The 26,140-nt window shown below is 63.7% G+C and carries 26 protein-coding genes; 16 read left to right on the top strand and 10 right to left on the bottom strand.

Annotated elements, in window-relative coordinates; genetic code table 11:
* Positions 1-300 (top strand): hypothetical protein, encoded by a 300-nt coding sequence (locus ACSSVZ_RS10935; protein ID WP_453969942.1) that lies wholly within the window; start codon positions 1-3, stop codon positions 298-300.
* Between the two features lie 15 nt (positions 301-315).
* Positions 316-558 carry a hypothetical protein gene (locus tag ACSSVZ_RS10930; RefSeq protein WP_453969941.1) on the top strand — a complete coding sequence of 81 codons (243 nt, stop codon included), beginning with the start codon at positions 316-318 and terminating at the stop codon, positions 556-558.
* A gap of 210 nt (positions 559-768) precedes the next feature.
* Here the strand turns inward: ACSSVZ_RS10930 and ACSSVZ_RS10925 are convergent, their stop codons facing one another.
* Together ACSSVZ_RS10925 and ACSSVZ_RS10920 are read right to left on the bottom strand one after the other, a co-directional pair.
* Positions 769-1,923, bottom strand: a complete 1,155-nt coding sequence (locus tag ACSSVZ_RS10925; protein WP_453969939.1) for a tyrosine-type recombinase/integrase — start codon at positions 1,921-1,923, stop codon at positions 769-771.
* Between the two features lie 541 nt (positions 1,924-2,464).
* Positions 2,465-3,229, bottom strand: coding sequence for an alpha/beta fold hydrolase (locus tag ACSSVZ_RS10920; RefSeq protein WP_453969937.1), 765 nt, complete (start codon positions 3,227-3,229; stop codon positions 2,465-2,467).
* A 443-nt stretch (positions 3,230-3,672) separates the two neighbouring features.
* Between ACSSVZ_RS10920 and ACSSVZ_RS10915 the strand changes: the two genes are divergently transcribed.
* The 3 genes from ACSSVZ_RS10915 (at position 3,673) to ACSSVZ_RS10905 (ending at position 6,413) form a co-directional block, all read left to right on the top strand.
* The gene (locus ACSSVZ_RS10915; RefSeq protein WP_453969935.1) at positions 3,673-4,503 is read left to right on the top strand and encodes an alpha/beta fold hydrolase; all 831 of its coding nucleotides are present in this window, start codon (positions 3,673-3,675) and stop codon (positions 4,501-4,503) included.
* A gap of 180 nt (positions 4,504-4,683) precedes the next feature.
* The gene (locus ACSSVZ_RS10910) at positions 4,684-5,712 is read left to right on the top strand and encodes a homoserine dehydrogenase (protein WP_453969934.1); all 1,029 of its coding nucleotides are present in this window, start codon (positions 4,684-4,686) and stop codon (positions 5,710-5,712) included.
* Entirely contained in the window at positions 5,709-6,413 is a 705-nt protein-coding gene (locus ACSSVZ_RS10905; protein WP_453969932.1) for a glutamine amidotransferase, read from the top strand. The genes ACSSVZ_RS10910 and ACSSVZ_RS10905 overlap by 4 nt, the downstream gene beginning before the upstream one ends.
* 262 nt (positions 6,414-6,675) lie before the next feature.
* Here the strand turns inward: ACSSVZ_RS10905 and ACSSVZ_RS10900 are convergent, their stop codons facing one another.
* From ACSSVZ_RS10900 to ACSSVZ_RS10880, 5 genes are all read right to left on the bottom strand, one after another.
* Positions 6,676-8,058 carry an aldehyde dehydrogenase family protein gene (locus ACSSVZ_RS10900; RefSeq protein ID WP_453969930.1) on the bottom strand — a complete coding sequence of 461 codons (1,383 nt, stop codon included), beginning with the start codon at positions 8,056-8,058 and terminating at the stop codon, positions 6,676-6,678.
* Positions 8,059-8,101: 43 nt separating this feature from the next.
* Positions 8,102-9,757 (bottom strand): acetolactate synthase large subunit, encoded by a 1,656-nt coding sequence (locus tag ACSSVZ_RS10895; RefSeq protein WP_453969928.1) that lies wholly within the window; start codon positions 9,755-9,757, stop codon positions 8,102-8,104.
* 235 nt (positions 9,758-9,992) lie between these two features.
* Positions 9,993-10,991 (bottom strand): nuclear transport factor 2 family protein, encoded by a 999-nt coding sequence (locus ACSSVZ_RS10890; protein ID WP_453969927.1) that lies wholly within the window; start codon positions 10,989-10,991, stop codon positions 9,993-9,995.
* 18 nt (positions 10,992-11,009) lie between these two features.
* A complete protein-coding gene (locus ACSSVZ_RS10885; RefSeq protein WP_453969925.1) occupies positions 11,010-11,372 on the bottom strand; it encodes a nuclear transport factor 2 family protein in 363 nt (120 codons plus the stop codon).
* A gap of 85 nt (positions 11,373-11,457) precedes the next feature.
* Positions 11,458-12,111 (bottom strand): hydrolase, encoded by a 654-nt coding sequence (locus tag ACSSVZ_RS10880; RefSeq protein WP_453969923.1) that lies wholly within the window; start codon positions 12,109-12,111, stop codon positions 11,458-11,460.
* An 866-nt stretch (positions 12,112-12,977) separates the two neighbouring features.
* Between ACSSVZ_RS10880 and ACSSVZ_RS10875 the strand changes: the two genes are divergently transcribed.
* The 4 genes from ACSSVZ_RS10875 to ACSSVZ_RS10860 all read left to right on the top strand — a co-directional run bounded on the left by ACSSVZ_RS10875 (position 12,978) and on the right by ACSSVZ_RS10860 (position 17,151).
* Complete coding sequence (locus ACSSVZ_RS10875; protein ID WP_453969921.1) at positions 12,978-13,784, top strand: alpha/beta hydrolase; 807 nt, start codon at positions 12,978-12,980, stop codon at positions 13,782-13,784.
* A 103-nt stretch (positions 13,785-13,887) separates the two neighbouring features.
* Complete coding sequence (locus ACSSVZ_RS10870; protein ID WP_453969920.1) at positions 13,888-14,847, top strand: quinone oxidoreductase family protein; 960 nt, start codon at positions 13,888-13,890, stop codon at positions 14,845-14,847.
* 103 nt (positions 14,848-14,950) lie between these two features.
* The gene (locus ACSSVZ_RS10865) at positions 14,951-15,571 is read left to right on the top strand and encodes a glutathione S-transferase family protein (protein ID WP_453969918.1); all 621 of its coding nucleotides are present in this window, start codon (positions 14,951-14,953) and stop codon (positions 15,569-15,571) included.
* Positions 15,568-17,151, top strand: a complete 1,584-nt coding sequence (locus ACSSVZ_RS10860) for a VOC family protein (protein ID WP_453969916.1) — start codon at positions 15,568-15,570, stop codon at positions 17,149-17,151. The genes ACSSVZ_RS10865 and ACSSVZ_RS10860 overlap by 4 nt, the downstream gene beginning before the upstream one ends.
* A 159-nt stretch (positions 17,152-17,310) precedes the next feature.
* Here the strand turns inward: ACSSVZ_RS10860 and ACSSVZ_RS10855 are convergent, their stop codons facing one another.
* Positions 17,311-18,222, bottom strand: coding sequence for a helix-turn-helix domain-containing protein (locus ACSSVZ_RS10855; RefSeq protein ID WP_453969915.1), 912 nt, complete (start codon positions 18,220-18,222; stop codon positions 17,311-17,313).
* Positions 18,223-18,702: 480 nt separating this feature from the next.
* Between ACSSVZ_RS10855 and ACSSVZ_RS10850 the strand changes: the two genes are divergently transcribed.
* From ACSSVZ_RS10850 to ACSSVZ_RS10830, 5 genes are all read left to right on the top strand, one after another.
* Complete coding sequence (locus ACSSVZ_RS10850; protein WP_453969913.1) at positions 18,703-19,326, top strand: TetR/AcrR family transcriptional regulator; 624 nt, start codon at positions 18,703-18,705, stop codon at positions 19,324-19,326.
* Between the two features lie 55 nt (positions 19,327-19,381).
* Positions 19,382-19,834 (top strand): catalase, encoded by a 453-nt coding sequence (locus ACSSVZ_RS10845; protein WP_453969912.1) that lies wholly within the window; start codon positions 19,382-19,384, stop codon positions 19,832-19,834.
* Positions 19,791-20,738, top strand: coding sequence for a DUF5996 family protein (locus tag ACSSVZ_RS10840; RefSeq protein ID WP_453969910.1), 948 nt, complete (start codon positions 19,791-19,793; stop codon positions 20,736-20,738). Before ACSSVZ_RS10845 ends, ACSSVZ_RS10840 begins: the two co-directional genes overlap by 44 nt.
* Positions 20,739-20,804: 66 nt before the next feature.
* The gene (locus ACSSVZ_RS10835; RefSeq protein WP_453969909.1) at positions 20,805-20,957 is read left to right on the top strand and encodes an N-acetyltransferase; all 153 of its coding nucleotides are present in this window, start codon (positions 20,805-20,807) and stop codon (positions 20,955-20,957) included.
* A 29-nt stretch (positions 20,958-20,986) separates the two neighbouring features.
* Complete coding sequence (locus ACSSVZ_RS10830) at positions 20,987-22,765, top strand: monovalent cation:proton antiporter-2 (CPA2) family protein (RefSeq protein ID WP_453969907.1); 1,779 nt, start codon at positions 20,987-20,989, stop codon at positions 22,763-22,765.
* A gap of 21 nt (positions 22,766-22,786) precedes the next feature.
* On the opposite strand, the gene ACSSVZ_RS10825 is transcribed toward ACSSVZ_RS10830, so the two are convergent.
* Together ACSSVZ_RS10825 and ACSSVZ_RS10820 are read right to left on the bottom strand one after the other, a co-directional pair.
* Positions 22,787-23,749, bottom strand: coding sequence for an alpha/beta hydrolase family protein (locus ACSSVZ_RS10825; protein WP_453969905.1), 963 nt, complete (start codon positions 23,747-23,749; stop codon positions 22,787-22,789).
* 55 nt (positions 23,750-23,804) lie between these two features.
* Complete coding sequence (locus tag ACSSVZ_RS10820; RefSeq protein WP_453969903.1) at positions 23,805-24,563, bottom strand: SDR family oxidoreductase; 759 nt, start codon at positions 24,561-24,563, stop codon at positions 23,805-23,807.
* Between the two features lie 95 nt (positions 24,564-24,658).
* Between ACSSVZ_RS10820 and ACSSVZ_RS10815 the strand changes: the two genes are divergently transcribed.
* Both ACSSVZ_RS10815 and ACSSVZ_RS10810 read left to right on the top strand, forming a co-directional pair.
* Positions 24,659-25,570: an AraC family transcriptional regulator gene (locus tag ACSSVZ_RS10815; protein WP_453969902.1), complete on the top strand. Its 912-nt coding sequence runs from the start codon at positions 24,659-24,661 to the stop codon at positions 25,568-25,570.
* A 351-nt stretch (positions 25,571-25,921) separates the two neighbouring features.
* Positions 25,922-26,128 carry a hypothetical protein gene (locus ACSSVZ_RS10810; protein ID WP_453969900.1) on the top strand — a complete coding sequence of 69 codons (207 nt, stop codon included), beginning with the start codon at positions 25,922-25,924 and terminating at the stop codon, positions 26,126-26,128.
* Positions 26,129-26,140: the final 12 nt, after the last annotated feature.

The following is a 26,140-nucleotide window of genomic DNA, read 5'->3' as shown; positions in this document are numbered from 1 at the left end:
GTGGACACCTTGCGGAGCCGCATCCTGTCCCGCGAAACGCTAGTCGGCACCTTCATCAAGACGCCCTCATCCCATGTGGTCGAGATCTTGGGCCAAGCTGGCCTGGATTTCGCGGTGATCGACCAGGAACACGCACCGATCGGCATCGCCGATGTGGACCGCTTGGCGCTGGCGGGCGCGGCGGCGGGGCTGCCGCTTCTGATAAGGAGAACCCCCCGACGAGAGATCTACACTACAGCATTGCCAGGAAGCGCGAAATTGTCGGGCCTATTTCGAGGGCGGGTCGACGCGTGCGCTTAGTTAGAAATACGATGTTTGCCGCACCTGATTCCGATCTCGGTCGAGACACCCGAGCGCGGTGAGTTCGACGACGACGCGGTCGAAGAAGAGCTTCCCCCCGAATACGAGACGCGGATCGCGGCGCTCGAACGGCTCGAAGGGCGTCAAACGCTCGAGCTCGAGTTTCTAAAGAGGGCTCGTCGGCGCGAACGATCGCAGAGAAGCGCGCCTGAATCCTTGATCACCGGCCCGCCGCAATCTAGGACAGACGGGTGCTAGGTGATGGAGTTGGCTCGGTCCCGATTCTACACAAGTTTCGCTTTGGCGCAGGAAGATCTGGTGATCGGCGTAGTTCGGCCGCGATTACTCGACAACCGACAGGGATAACGGCTGTCCGATTTACCCCAATCGTCCCTCTACCTCGGCGGGCCATGCTCGGGTACAAACTCGCCGAGTCTTGACAGGAAAAGCTCGCCAGCTCAATGCCCATCAGTCGTCCGGACTGCCGGGCTCGGAAGGTCCAAGATAGCGGTCGTTCATCCGACCCACGACGTCTTTGACATGACTGTCGGATAGGTGGGCGTAGCGGCGAACCATCTGGAGCGTCCGATGTCCGAGAACTTCTGCGATTTCGACAAGACTCGCACCGTTCATGGCGAGATAGCTGGCCGTGCTGTGCCGCAGGTCATGGAAACGGAAGTCCGTGAGGCCGGCGGCTTCGCGTGCATTCTCCCAGGCTTTCCGGATGTCGATGGGGCCCCGCCCATCTCGACGGGGAAATAACCATCTTGTCTTCGGCGGCTCTGGCAGCTCACTGTGTAGGGTCTCTGCGTACAAAACCTGATCACGGATGACCGGCACGACCTGTGGGACGATATGGATGGCCCGCGTATCCCCGTTCTTCGTATTGCGCAGGATGGCCGTTCCGCGGTCCAGGTCCACGTCGTCGAGTGAGAGGCCGAGAATCTCACTTCGACGCGCGCCGGTGCTGATGGCGATCAACACGACCGGATAGAGTTGCGAGTTGCGGCTCGCCTGGCACACGCCTAGGAGCGCCGCGCGCTCGTTATCGTTGAGGTAGCGCGATCGCTCATTTCTGATCTTGGTGATTGTGTTTACACCGTCGAGCGGGCTGGAGGCCGTCCAACCCCACTGAATGGCGTATTTGAACAGCAAGGCGAGTTCGTCGCGGTAATGCTTCAGCGTCTTCGCGCTTTTCGGCCGCGGCGGCCTCTTCGACCTGCCCTGCCCGTCCTTGACCCTGCGTCGGCCGTCGCCGGCAACGGCCAGTGCGTTCATCTTTTCGCTGACCAGCTCAGAGGTGATGTAGGTGAGTGCGTATTCCCCGAGCTCCCGCTCCCAGAAGTTGAGAAACGAGGCCTCGGCCCGTTTGGTACTCTCCGCACGATGAACGAAGACGTCTGAGCGAAATCGGTCGACCACATCCTGAAGGGTCTTGGTCGCCGCCGAACGGACCACGTTTTTGAACTCGCCCTTGCGGATACCGCTTTCGGTGTCTTGCGCCCACCGCTTGGCGTCGGTCAGGCGCTTGAAGGTCCGCATCTGATCGGGAAAGCCCTTCATCCGGACCATGACCCGATAAGATGCACCTCGCTTCCCTTCACGTTTCTGGATGGTGGCCATGTGGCCCTCCTGAGATCACAGCCATGCGTCCCTGGGAGGGTTTTGGCACATTTTTGGCACAGTGAAAACCAAGAGTTTTCAACAATCGCCATACGGCACTGATCAAATAAGCTAAGCTTTTCAAAATCTTATAGATTGCCCTGTGTTGGCAATGTATGTCGAGAATAGGTCTTCGCTTGGCTCATAACCTGAAGGTCGTAGGTTCAAATCCTACCCCCGCAACCAAACTTCTAGCGCAAATTCAGTGCTTTACAAAAACGCCCCGACCTCTGGCCGGGGCGTTTTTGCGTGATAGGGACAAATTCGGGACGGTGGCGTCGGCCTATGCCAACGAAACCCAACGGGCTCCCGACACCATAGCTGGGTAGGCACCGTCAGACGTGCGCGAGCACCTACTGCGGTTGCAGATGGCGAAAGCCCGCGAAGTCCTCGAACGGACAGATTTTCCGATCACCGAGATCGCGCCCGAAGTCGGGTACTCATCCAATCGGGTGTTCACCAAGCAACGGCGGGGCATTCCGGTCCACGCCGCAGGTCGCGGTTATTCCACTGCGTCGGCGGCCTGTCGGATCACATCGGCCACTTCGTCGGGATTTGTCATTGGCAGCATGTGACCGTTCTCGATATCGACGACCGTCGAACCGGCCCGCTCCGACATCTGGCGCTGCAGATCGGGAGCGATCGTCCGGTCGAGGGTCGCGATGACCGACCAGCTCGGCTTCTCGGCCCACGCCGCCGACTGTGTCTCGTATTCGAGGATCGACGAGTTGGAGGCTGCCTGCGACCTTGCCAGGAAGACGGCGTCTTGATCGGACAGACCGTTGCCGACGACGGATAGAAAGCCGTCTTCATGGATCAGGTAGTGGCCATCATCGAAGACCGTGAGCATGTCGGACGAGAACTCGCCCGGAGCAGAGGCCAACAGGCCCCCGCCGCTTTCTCCGACATCGGGTTGAAACGCCGCGACGTAGACGAGGCCCCTGACGCCCGGGTCCACGCCGACTTCGCTGATCACCACGCCGCCGTAGGAATGCCCGACCAGCAGCATCGGACCGTCCTGAACGTCGACAATCCGCTGGACCGCGGCAATGTCGTCTTCGGTGGAAGTTAGCGGCATCTGCACGACCGTGACTCTGTAGTCTTCTGCGGTCAGGCGGTCATAGACGTCGCGCCAGGTGCTGCCGTCGACGTTCGCCCCATGGACAAGGACGATGTTGGTCACATCGGCGAACGCCGCGCCTGATTGCGCGGTCACGACGCCGACAGCCATGGCGCTTGAAAGCAGAAGAGATTGCAGATGGTTCATGATCGGGATCTCCATGTGAAATGACCCTAGCGACCAATTCCAAGGCTTGCGGCACGAAGGCTGCCCGAATGGTGCCAATCTTGCTGACTTTCTAGCTGTCAGATGCTTGCGCATCGCAAACAGCCGGGCCGGGCTCGAGGAAAGGCACTGAGAAATCGTCGATTTTCCGAATGCTGGCTTCGTTCTGCTTCGGTCCGATGTCAAAAGCGCGGCGATACTTTTGGCCTTTCTCCACATCTGTTGCGGTCTGGCGATGTGACGGGACCGCGGTCTGGCCGCTTGTGCAAATCCGGAAGTAAGCAAGATCGGCACCGACCCGGCAGCCTCGGCGCCGCAAGGCTCAGAAACGCTCGCTACGGTGGAGCCATTGTCATGTGCATCGCGGCCCCGGCCTTCCCTGCCCCATCCGGCGACCGCCGAACTAGACTGAAGGAACGTCAACCATGGCCATCACCACCACGTCCACCGGCACAAACCTCTTCTACAAGGACTGGGGTCCGAAAGACGCCCAGCCGATCATGTTCCATCACGGCTGGCCCCTCAGCTCCGACGACTGGGACAACCAGATGCTGTTCTTTCTGGCCGAGGGTTATCGCGTGATCGCGCACGACCGGCGTGGTCACGGCAGGTCCGACCAGACCGACACCGGCAATGATATGGACACCTACGCGGCGGATGTTGACGAGATCGTCAAGGCGCTGGACTTCCAGGACGCAATCCATATCGGCCATTCGACCGGTGGTGGTGAGGTCACGCGCTATGTCGCGCGGGCCGAGCGCGGCCGCGTGGCCAAGGCCGTCCTGATCGGTGCCATTACACCTGTCATGGTTCAGTCCGATGCGAACCCGGATGGTGTGCCGCTGGAGGTTTTCGACGGGTTTCGATCCGCAGTGGCGACGAACCGGGCCCAGTTCTTTCTCGATGTGCCAAGCGGACCATTCTACGGTTTCAACCGAGAGGGCGCGAAGGTCAGCCAGGGCCTGATCGACAACTGGTGGCGTCAGGGCATGGCCGGCGGCGCAAAGGCGCATTACGATTGCATCGCGGCATTTTCCGAGACCGACCTTACCGAAGACCTCAAAGCAATCGCTGTTCCGGTCCTGTTCTTGCACGGCGAGGATGATCAGGTCGTCCCGATCGCGAACTCGGCGCACAAGGCGATCAAGCTGGTACGGGACGGCACGCTGAAAACCTATCCGGGCCTGTCGCACGGGCTGTTCGCCACGCATCCTGAAATCGTGAACCCGGATTTACTGGCCTTCATTCGCGCCTGATACGCCTTCACGGCGGTTGCGAGAGGCTCGCGACCGCCGAGTGCGTGATACCGTGCGAGCCCGGGACCAGAGCGCTTCATCTTTGGTCGGTGACGTCTGCTGGGCTCGCAGGAACGCTGGCGGATTTCGCGTCAGTCCCAGCGGGCCGTCCCGAACGCGTGAAGAAACGGGATTGAAGCGATGCACGTTCTCAAGGTTGCCATCGCCGGCTTCGGGGGCGTGGGACGCGCAACGGCCGATCTTCTGCTGGCCCGCCGGATTCGCTATCGGCACGTCTATGGCGCCGACGTTCGCCTGGTCGCGGTCTGCGGATCGCGCGCCGGCCTTGCCGATCCGGGCGGCCTGGAACCCGAGCGCCTGAACGCGCTCGAGCCAGGCCTGTCAGGCCCGGATTTCATCGAGACGAGCGGCGCCGACATTCTTGTCGAGGCAGGCCCAAGCGACTTCCGCACCGGTGAGCCGGGCCTTGCCTACATCAGCCCTTTCCTCTCGGCAGGGCGCCACTCCATCGTCATCTCGAAGGGGGCGCTGGTCCACAGTGGGCCGGCCCTACGCGCTCTGGCGGGTGCCTCCGGTTCGATGCTGAAGATCAGCGGCGCGGCCGCCGCCGCGCTGCCGACGATCGACCTTCTCGACCACAGCCTGAAAGGCTGCGAGGTGCTCGAAATCGAGGGCATTCTGAATGCCACAACCAATTACCTGCTCGACGCGATGATGAACCAGAACCTCGGCTTCGACGAAGCGCTCGCGCGCGCCCAGGCGGGCGGTTTCGCCGAAGCCGACCCGCGCAACGATACCGAGGGCTGGGACACCGCCAGCAAACTCATCCTCATCGCCAATTTCGGGCTGGACGCCGACCTGACGATGGACGATCTGGCCGTCGAGGGCATTCAGTCGGTTGCGGCGCATGATATCGAAGCGTGGCGAAAGCAACGTCTCGCTCCCAAGCTCGTCGGAAGCCTCATCCGCGCAGACGGCGCGACGCGGGCGGCCGTCGGCGTCCGGACCTACCCGCCGACCGATCCGCTCGCGCATGTGTCGGGAAAGAACAAGGCGATCCGCATCACCACCGACGCGATGGGCGAGACGATCGCCATCGGATCCGGAACGGAGCCTCTCGCCACGGCGGCGGCCGCGCTGAAGGATCTCGAACACATCCTGACGACACGAGCGGCTCGGGCCACCAACGGTTCGGGAGCAGAGGAATGACGCTGAAGACCGTGCAGGCCATTCGGCACATAGGTTTTGAGGACCTGGGCAGCTTCGCGGCCCCCTTGAGAGAGGCCGGCTACGGCATCGAGTACATCGATGTGGCCGAGCGCGATCCGGCGACGCTCAACCCCCTCGGCGCCGATCTCCTCGTGGTTCTCGGCGGTCCGATCGGCGTTTATGATCATGACGCCTATCCGATCGTCACCGACGAGATACGACTGCTGCGGGCACGGCTCGCGGCCGACCGGCCGACGCTCGGCATATGCCTCGGCGCGCAGCTGATGGCTGCGGCCCTCGGTGCGCGCGTCTATCCCGGCCCGGCCAAAGAGATCGGCTGGTCGGCGCTCGACCTGTCGGCTGATACCGCGCCCAATCCTCTCGCTGCGCTGCGCGACGTGCCCGTGCTTCACTGGCATGGGGACACGTTCGATCTGCCGGAAGGCGGTACGCACCTCGCATCCACCCCGCTCTGCGCGAATCAGGCTTTCTCGCGCGGACCGAACGTGCTCGGCCTCCAGTTCCACCCGGAGGTGCTGGGCGCCCGGTTCGAGCATTGGCTGCTGGGCCACGCCAATGAACTGGCCACAGCAGGCATCGATACCGCAGAATTACGCCGCGATGCCGGGCGACATGCCAGCGGGCTTGAACAAACCGGTGCCGTCCTGTTTGCCGATTGGCTGGCGAGCCTGACACGGTAGTTCCTGGGCAAGCCTTCTCCTCAAGGCGCGCCATTGGACATCCAGACGGAGCGCCGCGAATGGGCCTCCGCTATCGCCTATCCGAAATGAGACCGCCATGCACCGAACCGAGCAGCCACCCAGGCTCCACCGCCACAAGGGGCATCGTCCGCTCCGCAGCCCAACGTCCAAAACGCCAGTCAGTCGCCTCGGTCCAAACCGCGGCAACCTGTCGAGCCTCCACAGCTGGACGCGCTGGACCCGCAGTTTTGATCGAACGAGGTCAGCTCCTGCGCATCAGGATCATCTTCTCCTGCGTCATGTCACGCATGGTGTAGGGTATGCCGCCGGTGCCGTACCCAGATGCCCTGCGGCCGGCGAAGGGCATCCAGTCGGTTCGAAAGGCGGTGGGATCGTTGATCATCACGGCCGAGGCATCGAGGCGATTGGCCGCGCGCATCGCGACGTCTATGTCCTGCGCGAAGATGCTGGCCTGGAAGGCGCTCGGCAGCGAGTTGGCCTGACGAATGGCGTCGTCGAGATCGCGGTAACGGTAGACCGCGACGACAGGGCCGAATACCTCCAGCGTCGATATCTTCGCGTCGGCGGCGGGGTCGAGCAATACCGCCGGCTCGAGGGTCGTCTCGGAGAGGCGCCTGCCGCCGGTCGCCAGCATGGCCCCGCCCTCGACCGCTTCCTGGATCCATTGTGCGACCCGGTCCGCCTCGCGCGGCAGGATCAACGGACCGACCTCGGTGTCTTGCAGGGCTGGATCGGCGGTGCGCAGTTCTTCCACGCGGGCGACAAGCGCCTGCGTGAACCCTTCGGCGATGTCGTCATGGACGAAGATGCGCTGCGTCGACACGCAGACCTGCCCGGCATGGTAGTAGCCACCTTTGACGATTGGCTCGATGACCTTGCCGAGATCGGTGCTGCGGTCCACGATCGCCGGCGCGGCGCCGCCATGCTCCAACGCCGAGCGCGTCCCGGGCGCAAGCTTGCCGTGGAGTGACCAGCCGACCCTTGCCGAGCCGATGAAGCTGAGGAAGGCGACGCGTCCGTCGGTCGCCAGCTTCTCGGCCAGTTCGTTGTCCTGCGTGATGAAGGTCTGGCACCACGGCTCCGGCAAGCCGGCCTCACGCACCAGCGCCACGAAATCGAGGCAGGATAGCGGCGTCGTGATCGCCGGCTTGACGATGACCGGGCAGCCGACCGCGATGGCCGGCGCGACCTGATGAACGATCAGGTTCAGCGGATGATTGAAGGCAGAGATTGCCGCGACGACACCGATCGGCTCCTTGGTCGTGAAGGCCCAGCGGTTTTCTGCCGCCGCCGATAGTCCCATAGGAATTTCGCGGCCGCTAAAATTGCGCAGTTCATCGGCGGCGTTGTGGACCCCGTCGATGGCGCGGTTGGTCTCTATGACGGCGTCAGGAAGTGGCTTGCCACCCTCGCGCGCGATCTGCATTGCGAGATGATCGCGCCTCCCTTCCATCAGCGCTGCCAGCTTGCGAAGGATCGCAATGCGCTGGTGCGGGTTGAGCCAGTCGTCACGATCTCTGAAGACGCGCTCGGCGGCTTGCAGCTTGCGTTCCAGCGCGGCGGCATCGTCTGTCTCGATTTCCACGATCGGTGCGCGATCGAAGGCCTGCACGACCTCTAGCATCGTCGGTCTCCTTGGGTTTACAGGCGCTTGCCGCGGCAGGCGCTTACATGCAATTCACGTCGGGCGTGTGGTTGCGCAACTCGTCGACCAGCACGCGAGTGTTCTCGGAATAATCGATCGGCACATCGACAAGATGGACGCCACCGCCGGCGAAGGCGGCCTCGAGCGTCGGAACGAGGTCTTCCACCGCGCTCACCCGCGAGCCCGTTGCGCCATAGGCTTCGGCATAGCGCACAAAATCGGGGTTGCCGAAGCTCATGCCGAAATCCGGAAAGCCGTCCACCGCCTGCTTCCAGCGGATCATGCCGTAGGCGCTGTCGTTGAGGACGATCACGACGAGGTTCAACCCCAGCCGCACCGCGGTTTCCATCTCCTGCGAGTTCATCATGAAGCCGCCGTCGCCGCAGACCGCCATGACGCGGCGGCCGGGATAAAGCATCGCCGCCATTATCGCCGAGGGCAGGCCTGCGCCCATCGTCGCGAGCGCATTGTCGAGCAGCAGCGTGTTGGCAACATGAGTGCGGTAGTTGCGCGCGAACCAGATCTTGTACATGCCGTTGTCGAGGCAGACGATGCCGTCCTCGGGCATGACCTCGCGGACATCGTGGACGATGCGCTGCGGCGTGATCGGGAACCGGCCCTCCTCGGCGCGGTCGTTCAGGCGGGCGAGGATCTTCTGGCGCAGATCGAGCATGTCTTCGTCCTGGACCAGCCGGCCTTCCAGCCGTTCACCGAGCGCCTCGACCGACGCCCCGATGTCGCCGATCACTTCGAGATCCGGGTGGTAGACCTGTTCGACCGTGGCCGATTGGTAGCCCAGATGGATGACCTTCGGCCCGCCCGCGCTCCGCATCAGAAAAGGTGGCTTCTCGATCGTATCGTGGCCGATGGCGAGGATCAGGTCGGCGCGGGCGACGGCCTCGTGGACATAGTCGCCCTCCGACAGCGCGGCGGTTCCCATGTAGAGGTCCGAGCCGCCGGTGACCGCGCCCTTGCCCATCTGGGTGTTGAAGAACGGCAAGCGGGTGCGCCGCACGAAGCTCGACAGCACCTCGACCAGCCAGGGCCGATTGCCCGCCGCACCGATCATGACGAGCGGCCGTTTGGCGGCGAGGATCACGTCGGCCGCACGGTTGATCGCGGTGGGATGGGCGACGGGGCGTTCGAGCGCGTGGGCCGGAATGATGGGGACCTGGTTGCTTTCCGCGCCCGCGACGTCCTCCGGCAGTTCCAGATGCACCGGCCCCGGTCGCTCTTCCGTCGCGACGCGAAACGCGTCCCGGACGATTGCCGGAATGCTGGCCGCGCTGACGATCTGGCGCGTCATCTTGGTCAGCGGCTTCATCGAGGCGACGATGTCGACGATCTGGAATCGCGCCTGCGCGGCGCTCATCACCGGCTTCTGGCCGGTGATGAGGATCATCGGCATGGCGCCTAGATGGGCATAGGCCGCGCCGGTCGAGAAGTTCAGCGCGCCCGGCCCAAGCGTGGCGAGGCAAACACCGGGCCTGCCCGTGAGCCGACCATGCGTCGCGGCCATGAAGGCCGCGGCCTGCTCGTGGCGCGTCAGGACAAGTTCAATGCGCGAGGTGCGCAGAGACTCCAGGACGTCGAGGTTTTCCTCGCCCGGAACGCCGAAGATGCGGTCCACCCCCTCGTTCTCGAGCGCCGCGACCAGGAGGTCCGATCCCTTGGGCATGGTTGTGATCCTTTTCATGACAGCTTCGACGGAACTCCGTCGATCCATGATTAACAGGTGCCATTTACACCTATTGTCCCCGCGTCACGAAACCGGCAGTCGGACAGATCTAGCCCGTGACAATGTCGGAGTATTCGGGATGGCGTGCATAGAAGCTGACGCGCCATCCCTTTTGTCCCTGGGTTGATAGCCGATCTGCTTCGCCGGCGGGAGCGGCTGTGAGGCGTTGGACGGACTAGCCCGGGAGCTGGTGATGGACAGCGTGATTCGCGACTACGCCGGATTTCGGTCCGTCGCAACGCTTCCCTTCCTCGGGTTCGAACATCGATACGCCGCCGTGGATCGTGACCGGAACCTCGTTCTGCAGGACGTCCCAATGCTCGGCCAACCTGCCGTCCTCGATCCGGAAAATGTCGACGACGATCTGGGGTTCGTCCGCCCAGCCGCGAATGCGGCCGTGGATAGCGACGAGGTCGTCGCCGGCGACGACCAGGCCCGGCTCGTAGAAGACCTGTTCCGGCAGGCCGGCGACGATCGCCTGCAACGCGTCGCGACCCTGGGGAATGTTCGGGTTGTGCTGGATGTAGTCCCGGGCGTAGAGCCGTTCCACGGCCGACGCGTCGTGATGCTGGAAAAGCGAAGTCATCGCCTCGAGGACGACTGCCTTGTTGCGCCGCGGCCGATCGTCGAAGCTGGGACGGGCGGGCCGTGTGACCACCATCTTCCCGGTCATTCGCAGGAACTGCCCGTCGGGCAGCGTCGCGAACGAAAAGACCAGGCCGCGGTCAAAGTCCTGGACGTTGGTGACCGTCGCGCCGTCCTTCTCCTGCCAGCTCACAGCGAACACGCCATTTCCGAGCGGAATGACCTCGATATCGACGATCTCGGTCCTGGCGAATGGGCCGTCCTTGATCTCGAACTGCAATAGCGATGCCGAAAGCAGGGTCAGGCCGGCATGGAAGTTCGGATAGGAGACGTCCATCTCCAGTCCGACCGGCAAGCAATGTTCGGTCATTTTCAGCGTCTCCTTCGACGTGGCGATCAGGGAAGACCAGCCCGTCGGCATCTCAGGCGCGGGGCTGGCTCGTTCGGAAGGATGCGACGAAGGCCGCCTTTCCGGGCAGGTCGAACTCGGCAGCGTGGACGGGCGCGGGACCTCGAAAACAAGCGGGTACGCCACCAACGGACGCAATAATCCCGCCGCTGGCCGCTTGGCGAACCGCGCGAGCTTCACTCAGCGCGTCATCAACCTTCACGTATCCGATTGATCGAGGAAGACGTGCAGGGTTCGGATGAGCCCACCTTCGACATGCACGACGTCCGTACCCGTGACCGCAAACGGACCTCCAGCCGGGCCGGCCCCCCACTGCAAGCGGCCGACGCCGTGGTGGCCCGATGCCGGCCTCAACGCGGTGAACACGAAGTCCGGAGGCAGTTGCCGCAGAAGGTCCGACACGGCGTGAGAGATCGCTTCATGCCCACGCACCGAACGCTCGGGTTCGTGAAGCTCCGCGTTCTCATGGTAGATGTTCCGGATGGTCGAGATCCGCCGTGTGGGGTCGCGTTCCCCGAACACCAGTTCGAGGTTGGTCAGCATGAGTTTCTCGAATTCCATCCCTGCCTCCTTTGAGTAGCTCTGGGCGGCGCCATGGATGACGAGGCCAGGACCGTTCCGGGCCGCCTCGCCAGCCCGCCTCAAATCAGCCCGCCGGGCCTGGCACCGGCGTGTTGAGCAGTTGCTGCTCCCACAGATAGGCGATGGCGCTGCCGCCGATGTGGTACTTGAGAGCGTCGTTCAGTTCGGTGGCGGTCCCGGCCCGGGCCCAATCGCGTTGCCATTCGGAAGCCAGCGCCAGCCAAGTCATCATGTTGATGCCGGCTGCGATCATGCGCTGGATCGCGACCTCGTGGGCCTCTAGCGACGTGCCGCCCGACGCATCGGTGATCACGGTCACGTCCCAGCCTTCGCCCGCTGCCTGGATCGCGGGCATGGCCACGCAGATCTCGGTCCACAGGCCGGCGATGATCAGCTGCTTGCGGCCCGTCGCCTTGACGGCATCGACGACCTTCGGATCCTGCCAGGTATTGATGAAAGTCCGGTCGATCACCTCATGTTCGGGGAATACGTCCGTGACGTGCGGGAAGATGAAGCCTCCGCGGGCGGCAACGACGCTTGTCAGAATCGTCGGAACGCCGAACACCTTCGCAATCTTGGCGAGCGCGGTTGTGTTGTTCACCACCGCCTGCGGATCGTGGCTGTTCAGGTTCGCCAGCTGGTAGGGCTGATGATCGATCAGAACGAGAACCGAATCTTCCGGGCGAAGGAGGGAGGCAAGGCCGTTGCGGAGCGCCATCTCAGTTCCCTTGGTCTCGAGAGAAGTCTGGAGTGTCCCATGGAAACTAAAGATTGGCCGAAAGTGCTGCGTTGCAGAGCCTGCCGAACCGGTGCCGTTCTTGCTTCCTTTGCGCCGGGTCGCTGCGGGAAGTCTTGAACGATCCGGTTTGCCCGAAACCTGCTGCTGACTGCAGATCAGAAGTCCCCCGTTTCAGCATGACTGAGCGGATGACGAACCATCCCGTTGGGCGGTGCCGGCTTTCCAGCCGCGAGTGGCGAGGCGGGGGCGCTGTCGAACCCAAGCGAGACAGCAAGCCGGGCACCTTGCAGCAGACTGTGCACCGCGCGAGAGGTTGAACCCGCTATCGTGAGCAAGAAAAGCACGTTGGACGCAGTCGGGCGTCGAGGCGCCGGGGCTCCCCGCGATGCGCTTTGAAATGCGGGCGACCGCCATCACCGACTAGGGTCGCTTGCCACCAGCATCAGCGTTGCCACGACACTTTTCGTCGCGATTGCCGGAGAAGGGTATCCCTGCTTCCGGCTTTCCGCTGGCGTCTGCCGCAGGATGCGGCCGGCGATCCGGCAGCCTCGAACCATTGGGCCGAACCGACCAGCTCGCCCCGGAAATGATAATTGCTTCCCATCTCGGGGGTCATTGATCCGCAAGATCGGCACCCCGACGGCAGCTTCAGCGCCGCAGGATTCCTGGCCCCGAGCTAGGATCTCTCTCAGGAAGCGGGTTCCGCGCTCCGTTTCAAACATTGGACTTTGAAGGATTGCGCAGGACGTTTTCTCCCTGTGCCGGGTCACCGGCGTCGGCCGCTTCTCGGCGGCCCGTGGTGACAATCGCACCCAACCCTTTCAGATCAGAAAGGAAAGACGGCAATGAACACTACCTTGAAAACCATAGCCGCCGCAGCGGTCGCGGGCAGCGTCACCTTAGGCGCCGATGCCGACGCCGAATCTATCCGCAATATCGTCCTTGTCCATGGCGCTTTCGCCGACGGGTCCGGGTGGCGCGGGGTCTATGACAACCTGACCGCGCGCGGCTATGCCGTGAGGATCGTTCAAAACCCGCTGACCTCCTTCGCAGACGATGTCGCGGCGACCCGGCGGGTCCTGAACCGGCAAGATGGTCCGGTGATCCTGGTGGGTCATTCCTATGGCGGCAGCGTCATCACCGAGGCCGGCGTCGATCCGATCGTCGCGGGGCTTGTCTACGTGGCGGCCTTCGCACCCGAGATCGGCCAGTCGACACTCGACCAGTATGCCGAAATCCCGCCGCCGCCGAACTTCGTACCCGAAGAACAGTCCGACGGTTTCGCCTACCTCAATGCAGACCTGTTCCGCGCGGGCTTTGCCGGCGACACCGACGAGGCCGACGCGGCGTTCCTGCGGGATGCGCAGGTGCCGATCTCGATGGCCGCACTCGCAGCCCCTGTGACCGTCGCCGCCTGGATGACCAAGCCCAGCTGGTACGTCGTTGCCACCGAAGATGGTGCCATTGCCCCCGATCTTCTACGCAGCACTGCCCGCCGTATTGGCGCCGAAACGACCGAGGTGCCCGGAAGCCATGTCGTGTTCCTGACCCAGCCGGAGGCAGTCGCCGACGTGATCGATGCGGCGGCCAGGGGTGCGGCAGAGGCCCTTCAAGAAACCGGTGGCAAGGCGACACTCACTCCCTCCGAATGACTCACCGGTTCTCTTCGGGCCGCCCAGAGGCGCGGGCGGAAGGGAACGCAACGATCGGGCGGAAAAGAAGAGAGGCGCCCAGCTAGCAAATGAAAGACACCAAATGAAGGCTGCCATCCACAATGCTCCGGGCGATCCGGATGTCCTGCACTACGAGGACGTTCCCGACCCTTCCTGTGCTCGCGACGGAGTTTTGATCAGGGTCGAGGCGATCTCCATCGAAGGCGGCGATCTCATCCGCCGGGCATCGATCCCACCTCCCTCACCGAAACACGTTCTGGGCTATGCAGCCGCGGGCGAGATCGTCGCCGTCGGCGCGGATGTTGAGGACCGCTTTATCGGCCAGAAGGTCACGAGCTTCGACTTGAGCGGATCACATGCAGAGCTACGGGCCGTCAAAGCGACCCGAACTTGGATCGTGCCCGAGGGCCTGGGAATCGCCGCTGCCGCCGCTTTGCCGATTTCCTTCGGCACGGCCTTCCACTCGCTCTTTTCAAGAGGAGGTCTGGTTGAAGGAGAGACAGTTCTCATTCAGGGCGGTGCTGGCGGAGTTGGCGCCGCTGCTATCCAACTGGGGAATCGACACGGGGCAACGGTAATTGCCACGGTCTCCGGCGCGGAACGGGCGGCGCGATTGGCGACCCTCGGTCTTACACACCCGATCGACTATCGCACGGTCAATGTGACGGAAGAGATCATGCGGCTGACGGCGGGACGGGGTGTGGACCTTGTCGTGGATTCCGTGGGTTCCACCTTGACGGGCTCACTGGCGTCGCTGCGATCAGAGGGACGTCTGGTTTTCGTCGGCAATGCGGGGAGGTCGTCCCTTGAGCTCGACCTCTGGCCGGCACTCCAGGCAAACCAGACGCTTTTGGGTGTCTTCATGGGCACCCAACTCGAAAAGCCGGACATCCACCAGTCAGTTGTCAGCATGCTTGAAAAGGCCGCCGCGGGCACACTCGAAGTTCTCATCGACAGAACCTTCAGCCTTGCCGACGCCGCGGCTGCGCATGCCTATGCCGAAGGGAATCCCGTCCTTGGGCGTGTCGTCTTGTTACCCTGACGCAGTGTCGCGATCCGGCCAGGGATGCCGTGCCGGGCTATCCGCCAAGACGACGTGAAGAAAGCGCATCCGGCACACCTCTCAGATAGAAAGTTGAAGAAAAATGACCACTCTCTACTACGCCGTCGGCGCCTGCTCGCTGGCACCTCACGTCGCCCTCGAATGGATCGGGGCACCCTATGAAGCCGTCAACGTCCAGTACGGCTCCAAGGAGCTTGTCGCAGTGAACCCCGCCGGTGCGGTGCCGACCCTTCAGGAAGACGACGGCTGGCTTCTGACGCAATGCGGTGCGATCCTCGACTACCTCGCGTCCAAGCACCCCGAGGCGGGGCTTGCTGGCGGCGATAGCATACGCGCAGAGGCTGAAGCGCATCGCTGGTCCGCCTTTTTCACCTCGGACGTTCACGCCGCGTTCTGGCCGATCTTCATGCCTTTTCGCTACACAACAGACAAAAGCGACGCAGCCCAGAGTGCGGTGGTCGAGGCAGGACAGAGGCTGGTCGCCAAACAGTTCCGCATTCTGGATAGCCATCTCGACGGCCGGGACTACATCCTTGATGGGGGACGCTCGGTGATCGACGCCTATTCTTTTCCGATGATGCGTTGGGCAATAAAGCTCTTGCCGAACGGATTGAAGGAGTACCCCAACGTGCAGGCGCTGCATGACAGGATCGCTGCCGATCCGGCAGTACGGAAAGTGCTTGGCCGAGAGGCCGGTAATTGACAGCGAGCGCCCTGGAAGGAACGGCAACCGGCCTTCACCACGTCACCGGCATCACCGCCAACGTGCAGGCAAACGTCGACTTCTACGTCGGTTTCCTGCGCCTCAAGCTCGTGAAGCGGACCGGCGGATACGCGGATGCGGAACAATTGCACCTGCTCTACGGGGACGGCATCGGCAGCCCCGGATCGCTGCTGACCTTCCTCGTGTGGGAGGCGGCCGGCCGAGGCCGTACTGGCATCGGACAGGTCTCGGAGGTGGCGCTTGCGGTTGCGCCGGCCTCCGTCGGCGACTGGCTGACCAATGCGCTCACGGCTCATGTCCCGTTTGAGGGCCCCTCCCGCGAGTTCGGCGAGCCGGTCTTGCGGCTGAAAGATCCCGACGGGCTGATCGTGAAACTGGTGGGTGTCGACATGCCGACGCCAACGCCGCTTGCGGGCGCGCCGACCCGGCTGCGGGGCGTCACCGTCTTGACCGACAAGGCGGTGGAGACTGCACAGTTCGTGACCCGCTTCGGCTACAGGCACGCAGAGCGCCAAGGCCTGACGCAGCGCATGATGTCCGATACCGACGTCGTTGACGTGAGGGAGGTGTCGGGCTTCGTGCCCTCTGTGCCGGGCGCCGGCGTGCCAGACCATGTGGCTTTCCGCGCGCAGGATACCGATGCGGTAAGGTCAATGCGGCTGTCGCTGAGGAGCCATGGACCGACCGAGGTTCATGACAGGAAGTATTTCCTCTCGCTCTATGTTCGTGATCCTGCCGGCATTCTCATGGAATATGCGACCGATGGGCCGGGAATGACCGTCGACGAAGCGCAAGGAGAGCTGGGCCAGACCTTGTTCCTGCCCCCACAGGATGCTGACCGCGCGGAAGACATCAGAGCAATGCTGCCGCAATTCTCTCTGCCTGGCGAAGAGCGCTTTCCCGCGCGCGACCTCCCATTCATTCACCGCTTCAACCGGCCGGAACACCCAGATGGCACGACTTTGGTGCTACTGCATGGCAGCGGCGGGCACGAAGCCGACCTGATGCCGATCGCGCGCCGCATGGCACCCCGCGCCGCGCTCCTGGGGGTGCGCGGCCGGGCGACCGAGGACGGATCCAATCGCTGGTTCCGCCGGATCGACGCCACGACGGTCGATCAGGCTGATCTCCGCGGCGAGGCGGAAGCCTTCGCAGCCTTCGTCGGAGCCGCCATCAGCGACTACGGGCTGGACGGGCACAGGCTTGTCTTCCTTGGCTATTCCAACGGCGCAAACCTGCTGGCTGCCGTCATCCAGTTGCATCCCGGTATCGTGCGCCGCGCGATCTTGCTGCGGGGCATGCAGACGATGGAGCCACCCGAGGCAGCGGATCTTGCGGGAACGCGCGTGCTGCTGCTCGATGGACGTGACGATCGCTTGGTTCGCTCCGGGTCAACGCTAGCAGACGGCCTGCGCGCCCGTGGGGCGAATGTCGACGCCCGCACGCTTTCTGCCGGTCATGCACTGTCTGGCGCCGATGTCACGGAGGCAGCGGGGTGGCTTCGACAAAATCCGTCGGACGCAGAGACCGTTGGGATGCCTGATCCGAAGGCGACATAAAACGCCCTGACACCAGACTTTCAGCCAGCCACCACTGGAAGCCAGTGTAATCACGCTGATTGGCGCAGGTTGAGCAATTGCCCGGGAGTGAACCACATCCCTTCGAGCCCGATGGCCCCGGAGCCGCGATCCGCCACCGTCTGCCCACGCGCTCAAAGGTCACTGAGGCGCGACAGATCGCTTCGGATCGCGCACCGCACGGCGAAATTCGGACGGCGTGACGCGCATGTGCTTGGCGAACACCCGGGCAAGGACCTGGTTCGACGAGTACCCGACTTCCAGGGCGATTTCCGTGATCGGAAGGTCCGAATGTTCGAGGAGTTCGCAGGCTTTCTCCACCCGCAAACGCGTCAGGTAGACCCGCGGCGGCACGCCGACGCTTTGCTTGAACATGCGGGCGAAATGAAACGGCGAAAGCTGCGCCTCGGCGGCCAGTTCGTCGAGGCTGATGTCTTCAGACAGCCGCGCCTGCATCAGGTCCAGAGCGCGCCGCTCGACCCAAGGGGCAAGGCCGCCCCTTACCGGTTTGAACTGCGCTCCGCCCAACCGGCACAACTCTGCCAGGATCTCGCAGCCTGCGGCCCGCGCCCAAAGACGCGATGGCGCACCTTCGTCTTCGCAGAGCGCCCACAGGTTCCGCAGCGCCGACCGGATCGGCGGCGAGTCGAACACTCGGCCGTAGTTGAAGGAGGTGTCGAAGGAGAAACGGCCGTCGGCGGCCTCATCGAGGATGCCCTGCCACGTCGCCAAGGGAAAGGCCAGGCTGCGAACCTGATGGCTTTCCTCCATGATCGCCGTGGTGGCAAAGTTCGGCGCAGCTAAATTGAGGAGGCCTCTTTCGCTTATCACATCAAAGCGCCCTCCTCCCAGATCTGACCTGACACGACCATTGCCAAGCATGTCCTCATACAGAACGATATCCGGAAGGGATGGGCGCGACAAATCCCCGGCGGGTTGCGCCACCTCAAGCAAATCAAGGACTCCGCCCGGGGATTTCATCGTGCGCACGTAGGACGCATGTCGGCCTTTGCTGTGCAACTGCGCGAATGAGGAATTGGCATGGACGGTCACTGCCGTCCCTCCAGAGCCGGACGCGCGCTAAAAGAGTTCGATGGGCGAACCGGATCGCGCACCGCACGGCGAAATTCGGACGGCGTCACGCGCATGTGCTTGGCGAACACTCGGGCAAGTCCAGCGCCGCTAGGCAGAGGCCACCTCTTTCGCTCGCCACATCGAAACGCCCACCACCCCCATCGCCGCTGACGCGGCTGCCGCCGATCAGGTCCTGATACAGGACGATTTCCGGCAGTCCTGGGCGGGGCATATCCCCGGCCGCTCGCGCGACTTCGAAGAGATCGAGGATTCCGCCTGGGGATTGCAGTGTTCGCACATGGGACCCCAGTGGCCCGTCGGAGTACCATTGCGAGGAAGAAGTATACGCGGGCAGTCCCATGTCGTGTCTCCTGTGAGGCGGCTAAACTTCCTCGCGACGAGCTCTTCACACGGCTTGGTTGGAACGATAGCGTTCCAGCCATAATGGGAAGGACATGGATGGAACTCAAGATTGCCGACGACAGAAAAAAGCGGAAGCCGAGCGGAGCGGCGGTGATCCGTCCTGACCTGACGGCAAGATTGTTCAGAGCTTTGTTCGAGGAGTGGGCAAGAACCGGCTATGTGGGGATAAGCCTTGAACGCGTGGCCGCCTGCGCGGGCGTCGGCAAGGCCGCAATCTACCGAAGATGGTCCTCAAAACGCGATTTCGCGTCAAAAGCGATCGCCAGCATCGAGATCGCGCTGTTGGATTCCACCGATCACGGATCTCTGCAAGCGGATGCCCGTGCGTATCTTCGAGCTACGTGCACGGTGCTGCGGCATCCACTCGTCCGCCGGATTATCGCCGATCTGGTCGCCGAACGCTTGCGATCGGGCGAACTGGCGACGGTGCTGGACCGCGCTTCCATGGCACGGCGACAGTTCGGTCATGGATTGCTGGACCGCGCCATCACCCGACATGAACTGCACGAGAAACTCGACAGGGAACTGGCCCTCGATCTTCTCTTTTCCCCCCTCTACATCCGCATGGTCATTCAAGGGAAAAACGTCACAAGGGCCGAACTCGACAGGCAAGCCATTGCCATTGACGCTGGCATCAAGGCCTGCTGCTTCAGGGCCTAGCACAAACCGCACTGCCGGGCGCAGACCGATCACGGTCACTTGGGCAGCGCAACGGATGCTGTCCGTGGCCGACCGGCCTCGGAACCAAATCGCAAGATCGGCATCTTTGCAGCAGACTCGGCGACGTAGACCCCCCGATCCGTTCGCTAGAACTCTCATCAATGCTCAGCTCTGTACCGAGCCTTCAGCGTGCCAGCACGATCACGGGACGGCGCTCGCAATAAGCCGGAGAACGGCCCTGGTCCAGGACTGGCAACTTATCGAGAAACTGGCGCACCAGAACCGCGAACGGATTCCCGAGCGCGTTGTCCACCCCAAGGGGTCAGGCGCACATGGATCACTCAGGATCACAGGCGACATTTCGCATCTGACCTGTGCCCGTGTGCGTCAACCCGGGACCGAGACGCCGATGATCGCACTGACCGAATCTCGCAAGGCACAGTTGCTGAACGGAGAAACGCGCAATGTCCACCAAATGGCCTCCCCTCCACTACCTGGAATGGCGTGAAACCTGTTCAGCCCTGCACCTGTACCTTCAGATCGTCGGAAAATACCGGCTGGCGCATACGCCCTGGCTCAACCATTCTTGGAACGCGACATTCTATGTCACGCCAACCGGCCTCACATCCTCGCCGATACCGGACGGTCCGGGCATCGAGATCCGGTTCGATTTCCTGGAGCATATGGTCGTGGGCACCTGCGGCAATGGCCGCACTTCGGTGTTCTCGCTCGGGCCGACCACGGTCGCGGCGTTCCGTGCGAACTTCGTGCAGCTGATTGCCGAGCTCGGGGGAACGCCAAGTTTCAGTGACAGGCCCAACGAGGTGCCCAACCCCGTCCCGTTCAACGAGGATCATCGCGACCGCCCCTACGACCGGGACGCCGTGTTGCGATACCACCAGGCGCTGGTGGCGATCGACCGGGTGATGGGCAGGTTCCGGACCTCCTTTGTCGGCAAGTCCAGTCCCGTTCACCTGTTCTGGGGAGCGCTGGATCTCGCTGTCACCCGTTTCTCGGGCCGACGCGCACCGCTCCACCCTGCGGGGATCCCATCCCTGCCGAACGACGTGGCGCAGGAAGCCTATGACCGCGAAGTCTCCTCGGCAGGTTTCTGGCCGGGCGGCAATGGCATAGACTATCCCGTCTTCTATGCCTACGCCTATCCGGCGCCGGGTGGCTATCGCAGCGCGTCGGTCCGGCCCGATGCGGCCTTCTGGCATGACGACCTGTCGGAATTCATGTTGCCCTACGATGCCGTGCAGAGTGCCGCCGATCCTGACGAGACCCTGATGGCCTTCCTGGTCTCGACCTACGAGGCGGCCGCCGACCTCGGCAAATGGGACCGCGACCTTCTGGAATGCGAACAGGGGCAGCCGCGTCAGGTGCGGCAGCCAAGCGCGGGCCTGGCCTAGGCTGCGCCCTCGCCCGACGACGTCCAGGTCGAACGGGAAGATGGCGCATCGCGGGGACGTTGCCGCTTGGTCATCGATGGCTACGAGGCCGAAATGACCTACCGCCGCGCCGGCGACGGGATGATCATCACCGGTCACACCGACGTTTCTGCGGCCCTGCGTGGCCGCAAGATCGGAGAAAGGCTGGTGCGACAGGCGATCGAGGATCGCGCGCGGTGAAATGGTTGCCATTTGAAAGGGTTTAGCCGATGGCCGTAGAAGGATTGGGGCCGACCATTGGCCCGGTGGTCGTGCTGTTGGGAGCAGCAGTAATTGCCGTGCCTCTGTTCCGGCGCCTGGGGCTTGGGTCGGTGCTGGGGTACTTCGCCGCCGGGGCGCTGGTCGGTCCATCGGTGCTCGGGATCTACACGGACCCTGACACGATCCTGCATTTCGCGGAACTGGGCGTGGTGATGTTCCTGTTCATCATCGGGCTGGAGTTGCGCCCGCAAAAGCTCTGGGCGCTGCGTGGGCAGATATTCGGCCTTGGCCTGGCGCAGGTGAGCCTTGCGACTGCCTTGCTGTCGCTGGCGGGTGTGGTGGTCTTCACATTTCCACTGGTCACGGCCTTCATCGCCGGGGCCGGATTCGTGCTGTCATCAACGGCAGTGATCATGTCGAGCTTGCAGGAACGCGGCGAGGTTTCCAGCGTCGAGGGCCAGAAATCCGTCTCGATCCTTCTGTTTGAGGATCTGATGATTGTGCCCCTGCTGGCGGTCGTGGCCTTTCTGTCGCCCGTCGGACAGGGCGAGGGCGGACTGGAGGCAGCAGCACTGGCGCTGGCCGGGCTGTCGTTGCTGCTCGTGGCCGGGCGTTGGCTGCTCGGGCCGTTCTTTGCCCTCCTGGCGCGCGCCCGTGCCCGCGAGGTGCTGAGCGCCGGGGCACTGCTCGTGGTGCTGGGGGCGGCACTCCTGATGGAGGCGGTGGGCCTGTCGATGGCGATGGGCGCGTTTCTGGCCGGCGTCCTGCTTTCCGGCTCCAGCTATCGTCACCAGATCGAAAGCGACATCGAGCCGTTCAAGGGCCTGTTGATGGGGCTTTTCTTTCTGGCCGTCGGCATGTCGTTGAACCTTGCCGTCGTGGCTGCGGAATGGCCGCTGCTGCTGGCCATGCTGGCGGCCTATGTTCTGGTCAAGGCTGTTGCCATCTATGCCACGGCGCGGGCCTTTGGCGGGGCCAATCTGCCCGCGTTGCGCCGCACTGTCATGTTTGCGCAAGGGGGTGAGTTTGCCTTCGTCCTCTATACGGCCGCAGTGGCAGGCGAGGTCATCGACGCGCGGGAAAATGCAATTTTCTCGACCGTCGTGATCCTGTCCATGGCGATCACGCCGCTGATCATGATCGCCGCCGACAGGCTGTTGCGCGCCGCCGGTGGCGCGCTGGATGGCGTGGAGCCGGCGAATAAGCTGCGCGGGCAGGTCCTGTTGATCGGCTTCGGGCGGTTCGGTCAGATCGCTCTGCAAATGCTGCTGGCGCGGGGTGCACAGGTTTCGGTGATCGACAACAACCCCGATCGTATTCGCGAGGCTGCGCGCTTCGGGTACAAGGTCTATTTCGGCGATGGCACGCGGCTGGACATTCTACGGACCTCGGGTGCGGCGCAGGCGCAGGTGATCCTGGTCTGTGTCGATGACCGACGCGCCGTCAGTACCATTGTCGATCGGGTCCAAGGCGAGTTCCCGAATGCGGTCGTGCTGGCGCGCAGCTACGATCGGGGCCATTCGATGGACCTGATCCGCGCGGGCGTGGACTTCGAAATCCGCGAGACAGTTGAATCGGCCTTGCTGATGGGGGCAGAGGGGTTGCGCCGCCTCGGCTGGGATGAGGCGGCGGTGACCGAGGCACTGGAAGATATCCGTCGCCGCGACGCGCAGCGTCTGAACGAGCAAGTGCAGGGCGATATCATGTCCGGACGGGACAAGATGCTGACGGCACCGGTGCCCGAGCCTTTGACCCCCGTTCAACCAGTAGCAAACGGGGAGTCGTAATGAACACGTCGAGCCTTGGCGTCATTGGCGGTCAAATTGTCGGGGCTCTTTCTCGATCGCCGTCGCGATGGCCTCCATGCCCTCCCGCAAAGCGAATTGGCTGCGCATCCAGTCATCAATCCTGAGGCCGAAGGTCTTGTTGAGCCAGGCCAGCGTCAATCGCCGCGTCGCCTCCAGCGCGTCCGGGTCCTCCACTTCGGTTTCCTTCGCATCGAACCCCGCGATCCCGCCAAGCCCATGGCCCACGCCCTTGATGGTCAGCAGTGAATCGGCGCCGGGCGCGTCATGGAACGCGTCCGCGTGCCAGTCAGGGCCGCGCAGCGTGAAATGGGGATCATCCTCGGCGCCGCAGACCACAAGGGTCGGCACATCGATGGCACTGAAATCCACGTCGAAGAACGGGAATCGTTCGGCGCTTTCAGGCGTCAGGTCAGCTCCGCCCCGGCCCGGAGCGGCGAGCAGAATACCGACCTTGACGCGCGGGTCGAAGAAGTCCTCGCCCTGCAGGCGCGCGCCGAGCAGCAGGCTGCAGGTGTGGCCGCCGAAGGAGTGGCCCGCCACGGCAATCCTGCCGTTGTCGAGCCTCCCTGCAACGGAGGGAGCCTGCGTCTCGATCTCGTCCAGTTGATCGAGAATGGCGCGCATCTCGGCGACCCGCTCGCGCCAGAAAAACGGTCCTTCGGGCAACTCGGGGTCCAGCCCGCCGACCCGTGAACTGGCGTGCGTTGGCTGAATGACGGCGATCCCCCGTTCTGCCCAGAACTGGGCCAGGGGGGCGTAGCCGTCCTTCGAGGGGATGTAATTCGACGGGCCAAAGCCGTGCGAAACGATCACGATCGGCAGGGCGTGCCCGGTTGCGGGCGCGGTCAGGCGCAGTTCCAGCGGCGGGCGACTGGGCATCTTCAGCCGGATCGGCGTGTAGGCCACGGTGAGGGCGGGTTCCGGCGTCGGCAGGGCTCGGGACAGGTCGATCAGTCGGTTCATCGGATCGCCTTCTTTCAAGAGGAGAGGGCGCGACGGACCTGTCGCGCCGCATGGGTCAGGCCGCAGCGAGGCCTGCTTCGCGGGACCATGTTTCGGCGTCCGCACCGGCGGGCAGCTTCATCGGGGCAGTCTCGTCGGTGACGGCGCGCCAGACGGCCCGGACGACATCGCGCGCCGCGGTCTTCTCGGTGGCAGACTGGAGCCTCTGGAAACAGGCCTGCACGAAGGGGCCGTAGGCTTCAGGCACCTCCACGCCCATCCGCGCGACGGCGTTGCGGCCGAAGGACGTCTCCGGCGCGCTGCCGGGCAGGACCAACCGGGCGCGGACGCCGAATTCGGCCGCCTCCAGCGCGAAGCTTTCGGTGAAGGCGTTCAGCGCGGCCTTGCTGGCGGTGTAGATCGACAGGGCGGGCAGCGGGCGCAGCGTCACGCTGGAACTGACGTTGACGATCACGCCGCCACGGCGCGCACGCATCCCCGGCATCACCGCTCGGGTCATGGCCATCGCGCCCAGCACGTTGGTTTCGAACAGTTCGCGGACGCGGGTGATCTCGGCGCCTTCCAGCACGTTGAGCATGCCGACACCAGCGTTGTTCACGAGGGCATCAAGCGGACCGGCTTCCGAGATCGCCGCGGCGATGCTCTCCGCGTCGGTGACGTCGAGGGGCAGGACCTTCAGGTTATCGGAAACCGGCAGACCCTCGGCGGAGGGCGTGCGCATCGTGGCGACGACCTCCCAGCCCTGGTCAAGGAAATGCGCGGAGGTGGCTCGGCCGAAGCCCGAGGAGGTGCCTGTGATGAGGATGCGGGGCATGTCTGCTCTCCTTGTCTAATGCGATGGAGATAGACGTCGCCCTCCGGATTAACTATAGATAATTGTCCAAAATGATATATCGATCGTCCAAATCCATGCCCGCAATTCCTGAAGATCCCCTTTCAAGCGTCGTCACATTGCTGAAGCCCGCGGTCTCCATCTCGAAGATGGTCGAGGCGAGCGGCACCTGGCAGGTGGAGCGGTACGACATGGCCAGCCCGTTCTACTGCGCGATCGTTGAGGGGGGCTGTCGGCTGGAGGTGGTCGGGCGTGACCCGGTCGACTTGAAGTCTGGCGACTTCGTCCTGATCCCCGATCTGCAGGGCTTCATCATGTCCAGCGAGGTCTCCCCGCCCCCGCACGCGCCTCGCCTGCCGCTGGAGACCGGACCAGGGCGCTTCCACCTGGGACCGGCGGACGCGCCCGTCACGATGCGCGCGCTGGTCGGGCATTGCCGCTTCGAGGCGCCGGCGCAGGACCTGCTGGTCTCGCTGATGCCCGAGATGATCCATGTCTCCGGCCATGACCGGCTAATGGCCCTGGTCCCAGTGATCCACGAGGAGACCCGCGCCAACCGACCGGGCCGTGAGCTGATCCTCGGGCGGCTGCTTGAGGTGCTGCTGATCGAGGCGCTCCGCTCGGGGCCTGCCGTAACCATGCCGCCGGGCTTGTTGCGCGGGCTGTCCGATCCGCACCTGGCCACTGCCTTGCAACGCATCCACGCGAACACGGATGGCGAGATTTCCGTTGCCTCGCTTGCGAAGGACGCGGGCATGTCCCGCTCCGGCTTTTTTGAGAAGTTTCGGAAGGAAATCGGACGCGCGCCGATGGAATACGTGACCGACTGGCGCATTGCCATCGCCAAGACACTTCTGCGGCAGGACGGGCTTACCAACACGGAGATCGCGCTGAAGGTCGGTTACGGATCGGCCAGTGCGTTCGGAAACGCCTTCGCCCGGCATGAAGGGATGTCACCCGGCGCCTTCGCAACCCATCCCAACGAATAGCGCCACTATCTCGCCAGTGGCTGATACGGTGGCGGCGACCTGGCGCTCGGCGGCACGCTGCAGGCCGCGGTCTGCGCGGCCGGCTATTACAATCTCTACGGCTATGGCGGGGTGCTCTCCGGCGCTTTAGATACGGTGAGCGTGAGCGGCCATTCCGGCGGGATCGGCTCGGTGACCACGGCCGTTGCGGGCCAGGTGAATCTGATCGTCGGCGGCGATAGCCAGATCGTGCAGTTCTAGACGATGTCGGCGTGGGCCTGGGAGACCCCCTGCAGGCCCGGCAATGGCGTGGAGACGCCGGGGCTGTATCGTCGGTCCACGTCATCAATGGCCGAGAAGTCTTGAACGGCCTTGACCCTGATCAGCCTTGAGCTCGCTTTCGGCGCTATCTGCCTCGCGATCGGAGATTTGATCGGTCGACGAGGCTCCCGTTCGGGTCTTCGCCTGTCGAACCGCTTCAAGCCGAAGCCCGCGCTGGAGATGCCCACTTTGCGCTCCGACACTCCGACCCTGTCAACCATCCGCCGTCGCCGCATCCGACGGCTCGCATTATTCTGAGGTCCGCCCCGG

The organism is Amorphus sp. MBR-141 (assembly GCF_053628695.1).
The sequence above is the reverse complement of the archived record's forward strand: the minus strand, read 5'-3'. Positions and strand labels throughout refer to the sequence as shown.